The sequence below is a fragment of the Blastococcus sp. PRF04-17 genome (assembly GCF_023016265.1).
In the GTDB taxonomy this organism is placed as follows: domain Bacteria; phylum Actinomycetota; class Actinomycetes; order Mycobacteriales; family Geodermatophilaceae; genus Blastococcus_B.
Genome location: NZ_CP095412.1, coordinates 4165447 through 4178116, shown reverse-complemented (window position 1 = coordinate 4178116; position 12670 = coordinate 4165447). Strand labels below are relative to the sequence as shown.

Here is a 12670-nt window from a genome sequence, read left to right as displayed (position 1 = left end):
AACCGAACGAGGTCTGTCCCGCCGATGAGCGTTCCCGTCCCCGACTTCCCCAGCAGCAACTCGGCACTGCCGCCGCCCGGCACCGACCCCGAGTGGTACAAGCGCGCCGTCTTCTACGAGGTCCTCGTGCGCGGCTTCGCCGACAGCAACGCCGACGGCGTGGGCGACCTGCGCGGCATGATCGACAAGCTGGACTACCTGCAGTGGCTCGGCGTCGACTGCCTGTGGCTGCCACCGTTCTTCGCCTCGCCCCTCCGCGACGGCGGGTACGACGTGTCCGACTACACCGCCGTCCTGCCCGAGTTCGGCGACATCCAGGACTTCCACGACTTCCTCGACGCCGCTCACTCCCGCGGCATGCGCGTGATCATCGACTTCGTCATGAACCACACCTCGGACCAGCACCCCTGGTTCCAGGCCAGCCGCAGCGATCCCGACGGCCCGTACGGCGACTTCTACGTGTGGTCCGACGACGACACCCGGTACGCCGACGCCCGGATCATCTTCGTCGACACCGAGACCTCGAACTGGACGTTCGACCCGGTGCGCAAGCAGTACTTCTGGCACCGGTTCTTCAGCCACCAGCCCGACCTCAACTTCGAGAACCCGGCCGTCCAGGAGGCGATCCTCGACGCGCTGCGCTTCTGGCTGGACCTCGGCATCGACGGGTTCCGGCTCGACGCCGTCCCCTACCTGTTCGAGGAGGAGGGGACCAACTGCGAGAACCTCCCGCGCACCCACGAGTTCCTCAAGCAGGTGCGCAAGGTCGTCGACGCCGAGTACCCGGACCGGGTACTGCTGTGCGAGGCGAACCAGTGGCCGGCCGACGTCGTCGAGTACTTCGGCGAGAACGGCGACGAGTGCCAGATGGCCTTCCACTTCCCCGTCATGCCGCGCCTGTTCATGGCCGTGCGCCGGGAGCAGCGCTTCCCGATCTCGGAGATCATGGCGCAGACGCCGGACATCCCCGACAACTGCCAGTGGGGCGTCTTCCTCCGCAACCACGACGAGCTCACCCTCGAGATGGTCACCGACGAGGAACGCGACTACATGTGGGCGGAGTACGCCAAGGACCCCCGCATGAAGGCCAACATCGGCATCCGCCGGCGGCTGGCCCCGCTGCTCGACAACGACGTCAACACCCTCGAGCTGTTCAACGCGCTGCTGTTCTCGCTGCCCGGGTCGCCGGTCCTCTACTACGGGGACGAGATCGGCATGGGCGACAACATCTGGCTCGGTGACCGCGACGGCGTCCGCACGCCCATGCAGTGGACGCCGGACCGCAACGGCGGGTTCTCCACCGCCGACCCCCAGCGCATGTACCTGCCGTTGAACCAGGACCCGGTATACGGCTACCAGGTCACCAACGTCGAGTCCCAGCTGCGCAACACCACGTCGCTGCTGCACTGGATCCGCCGGATGATCCAGGTCCGCAACGAGCACCCCACGTTCGGGCTCGGGACCTTCGCCGAGATCGGGTCACGCAACCCGACCGTGCTCTCGTTCGTGCGCGAGTTCGGCGACGACGTCGTCCTCTGCGTGAACAACCTGTCCCGGTTCCCGCAGCCGGTGGAACTCGACCTGCGCCGGTTCGAGGGCTACACGCCCATCGAGCTGACCGGGCGGGTGGAGTTCCCGCGGATCGGCGTCCTGCCCTACATGCTCACGCTGGCCGGACACGGCTTCTACTGGTTCGAGCTGGCCAAGCCGGCACCCGAGGCCACCGTCGACGAGCACGAGGACTGGGAAGCGGCCACCTCCAGCTCGGTCGCCGACACCCTGCTCGCCGCGGGCGTGGTGAGCGCCGCCGAGGAGACGTCGGGTGGCACCGAGGGGAGCCAGGCATGACGGCACTGACCGACCTCTTCGCGGAGTGGATGCCGCACCAGCGGTGGTTCGGCGGCAAGGGCAGGGAGTGGGCCGAGGTCACCGAGGACGGCTTCCTGCTCGACCGGGCACACCCCGTGCTGTCGGTCCACCGGGTGCGCGTCACCTACGCCGACGGCGTCAGGGAGACCTACCTGGTGCCCCTGTCGTGGCGGGACCACCCGGCCGACGAGCTGTCCAGCGCGCTGGTCGGGGCCGTGGCCAACGACGGCAAGGAGACCTACGCCTACGACGCGATGCGCGACCGCGACGCGACGCCGCCCTGGCTGATCCACCTCGTCAACGCCTCGACCATCGGGCCCATGCACTTCCACCCGGCCGGCGTGGCCTACATCCCCGAAGGGCTGCCGGGGGACGTCGTCTCCGGCGAGCAGAGCAACACGTCGCTGATCTACGGCCAGGAGGCGATCCTCAAGCTCTTCCGCCGGCTCGAGCCGGGGCTGAACCCGGACGTGGAGATCCACGCGGCGCTGCGCAGCGCCGACAACGAGCACATCGCCCCCTGCTGGGCCACATCGAGATCGACGACCCGGCCGGCGGCGAGCCCGCGACCGTCGCGATGCTGCAGACCTTCGTGCCCAACGCCAGCGACGGCTGGCGGCTGGCCACGGCGAGCGTCCGGGACCTCTACGCCGAGGGCGACCTGCACGCCGACGAGGTCGGCGGCGACTTCGCCGCCGACAGCGAGCGGCTCGGCGCGGCGACCGCCTCGGTGCACGCCGACATGGCCAAGGTCCTCCCGACGGAACCGGCCGGCGAGGACTGGTACGCGGCCGTCGCCACGCAGATGACCGAGCGGCTGACCGCCGCGACGGAGGTCGTGCCCCAGCTCGCCGAACACGCCGAGGGTCTGCGGCGGCTCTACGCCGCGGTCGCCGACAGCCGCGAGCCCGTCGTCCGCCAGCGGGTGCACGGCGACCTGCACCTCGGTCAGGTGCTGCGCACGGCCACCGGCTGGATCCTGCTCGACTTCGAGGGCGAACCGGCGCGCCCGCTCAGCGAGCGGCGGACGCTGGACAGTCCCCTCCGGGACGTGGCCGGCATGCTGCGCAGCTTCGACTACGCGGCGCGGCACATGCTCGTGGAGCAGCCGGACGACGCCCAGCGCGCCTACCGCGCCCAGGAGTGGGCGGCCCGCAACCGGGCGGCCTTCTGCACGGGGTACTCCGAGGCCAGCGGTCTCGACCCGTGTGGTGAATCACCACTCCTCCGGGCGTTCGAAGCGGACAAGGCGGTTTACGAGTGCGTCTACGAGGCACGCAATCGTCCGCACTGGCTGATGATCCCGCTGAACTCCCTCGCCCGGCTCGCCGGGCGCGACTGAGCCAGACCACGCACAAGGCACCCCAGAGGACGGCGACACGATGAGCACCGACGACCGAGGCGAGGAGCGCGTCCCCGACAAGGACGAGCTCACGCGCGCCGTGGAGGAGAAGGTGGCGGCGGCCGAGGCGGCCGCCGGTGCCGAGCCGATCGTGAACGCCGAGCCGGCGCGCGCGCGGTCGGCCGCGAAGAAGGCCCCCGCGAAGAAGGCGGCGCCCGCGAAGAAGGCGGCGCCCGCGAAGAAGGCGGCGCCCGCGAAGAAGGCGACGCCGGCCAAGAAGGCGGCCAAGAAGGCGGCCCCGGTCACGTCACCGGCCAAGCGGGCCGCCGCCAGGAAGGCCACCCCCACGCCCGGCACCGAGCACAACCCGGTCACCGCCGACCCCGTGGTCGCACCGGCCCCGATCGCCGAGCCGGGCGACGGCACGGGTGCACCGGCGCCTGGGCCCGGCGCCGAGGAGACCGGCCACTCGACGCCCTCCGCCGAGGCACGCGAGGTCAGCGGTGACCAGCTGCGCGCCGTCGTCGAGGGGTGGTCGCACGATCCGCACTCCGTGCTCGGGACCCACCACACCGGCGCCGGCTGGGTGGTGCGGACCCTCCGGCCCGACGCGGTGTCCGTCGCCGTCGTCGACGAGGACGGCACCCGCTACCCGGCGCGGCAGCTGCACGGCGGGGGCATCTACGAGGCGCAGCTGCCCCAGCAGCCGGGGGACTACCGGATCGAGGTGGCCTACGGCGACGGCGAGGGCGGCACCAGCACCTACACCGTCGACGACCCCTACCGGTGGCTGCCCACCCTCGGCGAGCTCGACCAGCACCTCATCCGCGAGGGCCGGCACGAGCAGCTGTGGGAGGTGCTCGGCGCGCACGTGCGGCGCTACGACACCCCGCGCGGCTCGGTCGAGGGCGTCTCGTTCGCCGTCTGGGCGCCCAACGCCCGTGGCGTCAAGGTCACCGGCGACTTCGACTACTGGCAGGCCCGCGCGTACCCGATGCGGTCGCTGGGGTCGTCCGGCGTCTGGGAGATCTTCATCCCGGACGTGCAGGTCGGCAGCCGGTACCGCTACCACGTGCTCGGCGCCGACGGGACCTGGCGGGAGAAGTCCGACCCGCTCGCCTTCGCCACCGAGGTGCCGCCCCTCAACGCCTCGGTCGTCACCGAGTCGACCTACGAGTGGACCGACGACGCGTGGCTCGCCGAGCGGGCCCAGGGCGGCTGGCACGAGCGGCCGATGAGCATCTACGAGGTGCACGTCGGTTCGTGGCGGCAGGGGCTGTCCTACCGGCAGCTGGCCGACGAGCTCGTCGACTACGTCGTCGCGGCCGGCTTCACCCACATCGAGTTCATGCCGCTGGCCGAGCACCCGTTCGGCGGGTCCTGGGGCTACCAGGTCACCTCCTACTACGCCCCCTCTTCCCGCTACGGCAGCCCCGATGACCTGCGGTACCTGATCGACAGGGCGCACCAGGCCGGCATCGGCGTCATCGTCGACTGGGTGCCGGCGCACTTCCCGAAGGACGACTGGGCGCTGGCCCGTTTCGACGGCACGCCGCTCTACGAGCACGCCGACCCCCGCCGCGGGGAGCAGCTGGACTGGGGCACGTACGTCTTCGACTTCGGCCGTTCCGAGGTGCGCAACTTCCTCGTCGCCAATGCCCTGTATTGGGCCAAGGAGTTCCACATCGACGGCATCCGCGTCGACGCGGTCGCCTCGATGCTCTACCTCGACTACTCCCGCGAGGAGTGGGTGCCCAACGTCCACGGTGGCCGGGAGAACCTCGAGGCGGTGGCGTTCCTGCAGGAGATGAACGCGACGGTGTACCGGGAGGTCCCCGGTGTGGTCACCATCGCCGAGGAGTCGACCGCCTGGCCGGGGGTCACCCGCCCCACGCACCTGGGCGGCCTCGGGTTCGGCTTCAAGTGGAACATGGGCTGGATGCACGACTCGCTGCAGTACATGAGCAAGCAGCCCGTGCACCGCAGCTACCACCACGGACAGCTGACGTTCTCGATGATCTACGCCTACTCCGAGAACTACGTCCTGCCGATCAGCCACGACGAGGTCGTCTACGGCAAGGGCTCGATGCTGCGGAAGATGCCGGGCGACCGGTGGCAGCAGCTGGCCAACCTGCGCGCGTACCTCGCCTACATGTGGGCGCACCCGGGCAAGCAGCTGCTGTTCATGGGGTCGGAGTTCGCCCAGGACTCCGAGTGGGCGGAGAGCCGCTCGCTGGACTGGTGGCACCTGGAGGACCCCGCGCACCGCGGCATCCTGCAGCTGGTCACCGACCTCAACGGCCGCTACCGGGAGGTGGACGCCCTGTGGAGCCTGGACATCGACCCCTCCGGCTTCCAGTGGATCGACGCCAACGACGCGTCGGGCAACGTGCTCTCCTTCCTCCGCTACGGCCGCGGTCCGAAGGGGCCGGACGAGGGCGGCAGCGGGACGGCGCTGGCGTGCGTGACCAACTTCTCGGGCTCGCCGCACGAGGGCTATCGCATCGGGCTGCCACGGGGCGGCCACTGGCGTGAGGTGCTCAACACCGACGCCGAGGGCTACGGCGGTTCGGGCGTCGGCAACTTCGGCGGCATCCACGCCGTCGAGGAGCCCTGGCACGGCCAGCCCTTCTCCGCCACCATCGCCGCTCCCCCGCTCGGCACCGTCTGGTTCCTGCACGAGTAGCAGGGCCACCACCCTTCGCGACTCGCGGGCTCGACGCGGGCCGTGAAGGGTGGCCGTTCCATGCCCGGCCAGGCATGCTGTCCCCTCCCGATCTCGCCGGTACCGCGACCGCGCCGGCCTTCCCGGAGGAGGGTGACGAGGCCGATGAGGCAGGTCCTGCGCCGCGCCGTTCCCGCTGCCGTCGTGCTCACGCTGCTGACCGGCTGTTCCGCCGAGATGGTGACCGGCCAAGCCTCACCCGGTCCCGGCGAGCCGGTGGACGTCGCCCCCGAGAGCTTCCCCATCACCGGGGTCAGCGACAGCGACATCGACCGGCTGGCCCGCAACGCGCTCGCCGATCTCGACACCTTCTGGTCCGAGGCCTATCCGGAGTTCTACGGCGAGGAGTACACGCCGCTGGAGAACGGGTTCTTCTCCGTCGACTCCGAGGCGATCGACACCGGCGCCTACCCGGAGACCGGCATCGGCTGCGAGGGGTCGCCCACCTCGCCGGACTCCGTGGCCGGCAACGCGTTCTACGACCCGTCGTGCGACCTCATCGCCTACGACCGGGCGCTGCTGGACGAGCTGTCCACCCAGTATGGCCGCTTCCTCGTGCCGGTGGTCATGGCGCACGAGTTCGGGCACGCCATGCAGGGCCGTTTCGGCTTCGCCGAGTCCGGCCGCGGCATCCAGGACGAGACCCAGGCCGACTGCCTGGCGGGGGCCTGGACGGCGTGGGTGGCGGCCGGCGAGGCCGAGCACGTCTCGCTGCGCGAACCGGAGCTCGACGACGTCATCCGCGGCTTCCTGCTGCTCCGGGACGACGTGGGCAGCGACCCCGACGACACCCAGGCCCACGGCTCGTACTTCGACCGGGTGTCGGCCTTCTACGAGGGCTTCGACGGCGGCGTCGCGCCCTGCCGCGACGACTTCGGCGAGGACCGGCTCTTCACCGCGGCGGCGTTCACCAGCGACGAGGAGTACCAGTCGGGCGGCAACGCCGAGTTCGACCTCATCGTCCAGTGGATCGCGGCCACGCTGCCGGAGTTCTGGAGCGAAGTCTTCCCGGCCGCATACGGCGAGGAGTTCACCCCGCCCGCGATCGACAGCTTCCAGGGCACCCCACCGGACTGCGAGGGGCTCGAGGACCGGGACCTCGGCTACTGCGCCGCCGAGGAGACGGTGTACCTGGACGACACCGACCTGGCGACACCCGCCTACTCCGACATCGGCGATTTCGCGCTGGCCACCGCCATCGCGCTGCCCTACTCGCTCGCCGTCCGCGACCAGGCGGGGCTGTCGATCGACGACGGTGCGGCCACGATGTCGGCCGTCTGCCTCACCGGGTGGTACGAGGCCCAGTGGTACAACGGCGCGTTCGCCGACTCGATCGACGCCGTCATCAGCCCCGGGGACATCGACGAGGCCGTCCAGTTCCTGCTCGAGTACGGCGTCCGCGACGAGGTGTTCCCGAACGTCGATGCTTCCGGCTTCGAGCTGGTCGGGGCCTTCCGCACCGGCTTCCTCGAAGGCGGCGCGGCGTGCGAGCTGGAGCGCTGAGCCCCACGACGCGGCCGGTGGGGGTTTGCGCGGCCGTCGCCGGGGCGATGCAGGAGGCATGCAGCGCCGGGGCAGGTCTCGCGCACTCCCCGCCGTCCTGGCGGTGCTCGGCGGTCTGGTCCTGAGCGGCTGCGCCACCATCGTCATCGGCCAGCCGAGAGCCCCGGAGCCGGCCCGCCCGGGCGGCGGCGGTGGCGGGAGCGGCGAGGTGACCGTCATCGGCGCCGAGGAGGGCACCGTCGACGACCGGGCGCGCGACGCCCTCGCCGACCTCGAGCTCTTCTGGGGGCAGACCTTCCCGGAGGTGTACGGCGAGCAGTTCCCGCCGCTGCAGGGCGGCTACTTCAGCGTCGATCCGGACGACGTGGACCCGCGCGAGTACCCGAACGGCGTCGTCGGCTGCGGCGCGCAGCCCCTCGAGGTGGAGAGCAACGCCTTCTACTGCCTGGCGGGCGCGGCCCCCAACTCGGACTCGATCACCTACGACCGCCAGTTCCTCGCCGAGCTGGCCGACGGCTACGGCGAGTTCATCCCGGCCCTGGTGATGGCGCACGAGTTCGGGCACGCCGTCCAGGGGCGGGTGGGGCAACCCGGGCCGTCGATCGCCACCGAGACCCAGGCCGACTGCTTCGCCGGGGCGTGGACCCGCTGGGTCGCCGACGGTGAGGCCCCGAACTCGCGACTGCGGGGCCCGGAGCTCGACGAACTGCTGCGCGGCTACCTGCTGCTGCGCGACCCGGTCGGCACGAGCACCGCCGCGGAGTCGGCGCACGGCTCCTACTTCGACCGGGTGTCGGCGTTCCAGGAGGGCTTCGACAGCGGCGTCGAGGCCTGCCGCGACAACTTCGGCCCCGACCGCATCTACACGCAGGGCAGCTTCTCGGACCAGGACGAGGCACTCTCCGGCGGGAACGCCGAGTACGACGTCCTTCTCGAGATCGTCGCGGAGTCACTGCCCACGGTCTGGGGCCAGGCCTTCCGCGACGTCTTCGAGGAGGAGTTCGACGCACCGGACATCGGGGTCTTCGACGGCGACGCCCCCGACTGCGCGCGCGATGCCGACCTCGAGCTCGTCCACTGCGCAGAGGAGGACCTCGTCGCGTTCGACGAGCCCGACCTGGGCCGGCCCGCGTACTCCGAGATCGGCGACTTCGCGCTCGCCACCGCCGTGGCGATCCCCTACAGCCTCGAGGTCCGCGAGCAGCTGGGCCTCTCGACCGACGACGAGGACGCCGTCCGCTCGGCCCTCTGCCTGACCGGCTGGTACGCGGCCAAAATCTTCAACGGGCAGGCGGGCGCCGCCGTGGTCATCTCGCCCGGCGACCTCGACGAGAGCGTCCAGTTCCTGCTGACCTACGGCAACGACCCGGCGGTGCTGCCGGACGTCGACCTGAGCGGCTTCCAGCAGGTGGACCTGTTCCGGGCCGGCTTCGTGCAGGGCCTGGCGGCCTGCGACGTGGGCGCTTAGAAGAGCGCGAGGGTGAGCTGACGGCGGGCGGCGCCCACTCGCGGGTCGTCGTCCCCGACGACCGCGAACAGCTCGACCAGGTGCCTGCGCGCCCGGTCGCGGTCCTCGCCTCCGGTGCGGCGGACGACGTCGAGCAGCCGGTCGAAGGCGGCCTCGATGTTTCCGGTGCCCAGGAGGAAGTCCGCCGCCCGGGTCTGCGCCGCGACGTCGTCGGGCGCGGCGTCGGCCACGGCCAGCGCGTCGGGGCCGGCCTCCTCGGCCCGCCGGAACAGCTGCACCTGCCGAAGGGCCAGTGCCGCCTCCGGGTGGTCGGGCTCGGCATCGAGGATCGCCTGGTACGCGGCCTCGGCGGCGGCCAGGTCACCTCGCTCGAGCGCCGCCTCGGCGGCGTCGAGGCGCGGGTCCTCGGCGCCCTCGGCGGTCTCGGCGCCGGCGCCCGGCACCGCGCCCCCGGTGGTGGCGCGCACCAGCTCGGTCACGAACTGGCGGGCCTGCTCCTCGGGGATGGCGCCGCTGAACTCGGCGACGAGCTGCCCCTGCCAGACCGCCTTGACGGCCGGGATGCCCTGGACCCGGAGGCCCTGGGCGAGCGCCGGGTTGGCGTCGACGTCGACCTTGGCGAGCACCCAGGACCCGCCGCCCTCGGCGGCCAGCCGCTCGAGGACCGGCGACAGCTGCTTGCACGGACCGCACCACTCGGCCCACAGGTCGAGGACCACGGGCACCTGGAAGGACCGGTCGAGGACCTCGGACTGGAAGGTCGCCTCCGTGACGTCGACGACCGCGGCACCGGGGCTGCCGGCCGGGGCGGTGGCGCTCGGCGGCGGCGCGCTCTGCGCGCGCGCCGCGGCCTCGGAGCGGGCCTTGACGGCGGCGAGGTCGACGGCGCCGGACATGGTGGCCGCCATCCGGGCCTGCTGTGCCTGCGCCCTGGGGTCGGGGCGTCCGGGACGGGTGGGCTGCATGGATCCGATCATCCCACCCGCCGCGGACGGGCTACCGCCCGCTGGTGAAGGCGACGACCTGCTGGAACGTCGGGCGGTTCTGCCAGTCGATGTCCCGGACCCCGACCACGCCCGCCGTCGTCGCACGGATGTCGTCGATGTGCTTGTCGTAGGTCAGCTGCGAGACAGACGCGACACCCTGCTCGGCGAGCACCTCGTCCACCGCTGCGGCCAGCGACGCCCGGAGGTCGGCCCGGCAGGCGGCGAGGTCCCCACCGCCGCAGTACGCCCGCGACCAGGCACCCGGGTCCGTGCCGCGGACGCGGTCGAGGTCCTTCACCACGTAGCCGTACCAGGCGACGCCGTTCCAGGCCGAGCCGAGGCCCTGCCGCGGGTGGTCGTCGAGGCGCTGCGGCAGCTGTGACACCAGGTCGCCCAGGGTGCCGCGGAGGAGGTGCTGCGCCACGCCCTCGGTGTCGGCGCCCCACCAGGCGTCGAACAGGGCGATGGCGGCCTGGTCCTCGTAGGCGCCGTCCCGGTCCTGGTCGAGCCGGTGGGCGTCGCGCTCCACCCAGCCCCGCAGCAGTGTGGTGGCCTCGGTCAGCTCCGGGTCCTCGCCGATCACGTCGAGCAGCGAGGGCAGCGTGTAGAAGGCGCGGGAGTCGACGGTGGCGGCGTCCTGCACGGCGGCCACCAGGTCGGTGGTCGTCACGCCGCCGTCGGCGGCCAGCTCGGTGAGCCGGTCGGACAGCGCCTGGCTCCGGTGGACCGGCCCGTAACCCCACTGGTCGTCGGCGGCGCCGAAGCCGGGTGCCTGCTTGTTGTTCCACGAGACGAGGAAGCCGGTCTCGGGGTTCACCTGCTGCGGGTGGTCCTCGACGGCCAACCAGCCCTGCCAGTCGTACTTCGTGTCCCCCCAGCGTGGCAGGTGCTGGTCGACGCCCTCGGCCCGGACCGGCAGCCGGCCGGACGAGTAGTAGGCGATGTCGCTGTCGTCGACGTAGAACCAGTTGAACGTGTAGTCGATGGCCGCGACGGCGTCCCGGAAGCCGTCGGCGTCCGCGACGTGGTCGGGGTTGCCCAGGCGCTCGAAACCGAGGGCGGAGTCGAGCTCGCGGCCGTACGTGCTCCGCTGGGTCACGATGGCGACGGGCTCGCCGTCCACGGTCGTGCGCAGCTGGACGATGCCGTGCTCGGTGCGCAGCACGAGGAACCGGTAGGTCTGCGGGAGTCCCGGGCCGGCCGGGTTGGGCAGCGCCGTCTCCTCGTGCACGTCGACGTCCATGGGACGGCACTCGCCGTCCACCAGGTAGGCCTCGGACGCGACCGTCGCCTCCCCGCCGCCCGGCTCGCACAGCTTCACGACGACCGTGTCGACCAGGTCGCTGCCGGCGCTGGTGGCCGACCACGCGTAGTCGACGCCACGGCCCAGCTGCACGACGAGGCTGGTGCCGGCGAACGAGACCCCGCGGGCGCGGATGCCCGGGGCGACGACCGCCTGCTCGGTGAGCAGCTGCGGGGCGAAGTAGCCGGTCTGCGGGCCGAACACGACCCGCGGGTGGCCGTCGACGGTGCGGTCACCGGCGACCAGGGCGGCGTTGCTCATGCCGCCGGGAACGGCCCCGAGGTCGATGGGGCCGAACGGGCCGTCGACGACCATCGGCCGCTCGCCGAGGCTGCCCAGCAGCGCCGCCTCGCCCGGCAGCGGGATGCCGCCGGAGCCGGCGTCGGCCCCGGTGCCCGGCGCCGATGGACCGTCGAGGTCGGGCAGTGCCACACCGGGTCGCGTCGGGTCGACCGGGCCGCCGGCGTACGGCGCGGACGTGGTCGCCGTCGTCGGCGCCTGCGGGTCGTCGGCGAGGCGGAGGTCGTCGAAGATGCGACGCGCCTCCTCGGGCCCGAACCGGGCCTCGAGCTGCTGCAGCCAGCGGGCGTTGGCGAACTCCGCTCCCCCGCCCTTGCCGAAGATGCCGCCGACGAGGGACGCGACGTAGACGACGTCGGCCCGGTCCCACGGCTCGGGGGTCTTCTGCAGCGCGGCGTACTCCACCGGGCAGTCAGGGCCGGTGACGACCGCGGGGCACATCTCGGCCTGCGCGGCGTTGATGCCGGCGATGTAGGCGTCGAGTGCGGCGACGAGGCGCCGCCCTCCTCGCCGAAGCGCACTGCGGCCTCCTCGATCTGCGCCGCCGCCTCCTCCTCGGTGTAGTAGGCCGCCCGCAGCTGCTCCTGATCCATGGCGACGTTGGCCTCGGTGGGGCCGAGGAACTCCGCCGCCCGCGCCGCGCCGACATGACGCAGCAGGTCCATCAGGAACATCCGGTCCTTCGTGCCGGCGTAGCCGGAACCGAAGGCGGCGTCCTCGCGGGTCTTCCCCTCGATGTAGGGGACGCCGAAGCTGTCCCACTTGATCGTCACGCCAGGCCTGGGCTTGTCGACGGAAACGGCGTCGGAGTTCTTCAGCGTGAGCGGGGCGTCCTTGTAGTAGCTGCCGAGGTCGCCCTCGGTGAGCGCGCCGAGGTCGGCGTGGTTGAGCGCGTCGTACATCTCGAGCTGGTCGGCGAAGTTGCGCGGCAGGGTGCCGGACTGGGCCGCCGCGGCCTCGACCGCGGTGATCGATCCGGACTGCCCGGGCGGGAGGATGTTCAGGACGCCGGGGTGGTCGCCGTGCGCCTTGCCACCGTGACCGGGCTTGGCAGCGGCCGGCGCCGCCAGCCCCCGACCACCATCGCGCTCGCCACCAGGACCGGAACGCACCGCCGCACGACGACCTCCACCGGGGCACTCGGAGTGTTGCCGTGGTGAACGACCTGCGGATC

The 12670-nt window shown here is 72.1% G+C and carries 8 protein-coding genes and 2 pseudogenes; 7 read left to right on the top strand and 3 right to left on the bottom strand.

Going from position 1 to position 12670, the window contains the following annotated elements; genetic code table 11:
• The first annotated feature begins 24 nt into the window (after positions 1-24).
• The 6 genes from treS (at position 25) to MVA48_RS21220 (ending at position 8907) form a co-directional block, all read left to right on the top strand.
• The gene (treS, locus tag MVA48_RS21245; RefSeq protein ID WP_246983324.1) at positions 25-1848 is read left to right on the top strand and encodes a maltose alpha-D-glucosyltransferase; all 1824 of its coding nucleotides are present in this window, start codon (positions 25-27) and stop codon (positions 1846-1848) included.
• Positions 1845-2678, top strand: a complete 834-nt coding sequence (locus tag MVA48_RS21240; protein WP_246983315.1) for a maltokinase N-terminal cap-like domain-containing protein — start codon at positions 1845-1847, stop codon at positions 2676-2678. Before treS ends, MVA48_RS21240 begins: the two co-directional genes overlap by 4 nt.
• Positions 2612-3211 carry a phosphotransferase gene (locus MVA48_RS21235; protein ID WP_246983313.1) on the top strand — a complete coding sequence of 200 codons (600 nt, stop codon included), beginning with the start codon at positions 2612-2614 and terminating at the stop codon, positions 3209-3211. Before MVA48_RS21240 ends, MVA48_RS21235 begins: the two co-directional genes overlap by 67 nt.
• A gap of 40 nt (positions 3212-3251) precedes the next feature.
• On the top strand, positions 3252-5897 hold the full coding sequence (gene glgB / locus MVA48_RS21230) for a 1,4-alpha-glucan branching protein GlgB (RefSeq protein WP_246983311.1): 2646 nt from the start codon (positions 3252-3254) through the stop codon (positions 5895-5897).
• Between the two features lie 144 nt (positions 5898-6041).
• A complete protein-coding gene (locus MVA48_RS21225) occupies positions 6042-7439 on the top strand; it encodes a neutral zinc metallopeptidase (RefSeq protein WP_246983306.1) in 1398 nt (465 codons plus the stop codon).
• Between the two features lie 58 nt (positions 7440-7497).
• Positions 7498-8907 carry a hypothetical protein gene (locus MVA48_RS21220; RefSeq protein ID WP_246983304.1) on the top strand — a complete coding sequence of 470 codons (1410 nt, stop codon included), beginning with the start codon at positions 7498-7500 and terminating at the stop codon, positions 8905-8907.
• Here the strand turns inward: MVA48_RS21220 and MVA48_RS21215 are convergent.
• The 3 genes and pseudogenes from MVA48_RS21215 to MVA48_RS24370 form a co-directional block, all read right to left on the bottom strand.
• Positions 8904-9872: a tetratricopeptide repeat protein gene (locus MVA48_RS21215; protein WP_246983302.1), complete on the bottom strand. Its 969-nt coding sequence runs from the start codon at positions 9870-9872 to the stop codon at positions 8904-8906. The genes MVA48_RS21220 and MVA48_RS21215 overlap by 4 nt on opposite strands.
• A gap of 31 nt (positions 9873-9903) precedes the next feature.
• Positions 9904-11976, bottom strand: a pseudogene (locus MVA48_RS21210) (penicillin acylase family protein); the annotation flags it as partial.
• Between the two features lie 119 nt (positions 11977-12095).
• Positions 12096-12398: pseudogene (locus MVA48_RS24370) on the bottom strand (penicillin acylase family protein); the annotation flags it as partial.
• Here MVA48_RS24370 and MVA48_RS24365 point away from each other — a divergent pair.
• A complete protein-coding gene (locus MVA48_RS24365; protein ID WP_371821168.1) occupies positions 12378-12656 on the top strand; it encodes a hypothetical protein in 279 nt (92 codons plus the stop codon). The pseudogene MVA48_RS24370 and the gene MVA48_RS24365 overlap by 21 nt on opposite strands.
• Positions 12657-12670: the final 14 nt, after the last annotated feature.

Bases quoted from the DNA above. Each gene is read 5' to 3' on its own strand.
- MVA48_RS21240 (WP_246983315.1), top strand. From the start codon at position 1,845: ATGACGGCACTGACCGACCTCTTCGCGGAGTGGATGCCGCACCAGCGG.
- MVA48_RS21225 (WP_246983306.1), top strand. From the start codon at position 6,042: ATGAGGCAGGTCCTGCGCCGCGCCGTTCCCGCTGCCGTCGTGCTCACG.
- glgB (WP_246983311.1), top strand. From the start codon at position 3,252: ATGAGCACCGACGACCGAGGCGAGGAGCGCGTCCCCGACAAGGACGAG.
- MVA48_RS21220 (WP_246983304.1), top strand. From the start codon at position 7,498: ATGCAGCGCCGGGGCAGGTCTCGCGCACTCCCCGCCGTCCTGGCGGTG.
- MVA48_RS21235 (WP_246983313.1), top strand. From the start codon at position 2,612: ATGGCCAAGGTCCTCCCGACGGAACCGGCCGGCGAGGACTGGTACGCG.
- MVA48_RS21215 (WP_246983302.1), bottom strand. From the start codon at position 9,872: ATGCAGCCCACCCGTCCCGGACGCCCCGACCCCAGGGCGCAGGCACAG.
- treS (WP_246983324.1), top strand. From the start codon at position 25: ATGAGCGTTCCCGTCCCCGACTTCCCCAGCAGCAACTCGGCACTGCCG.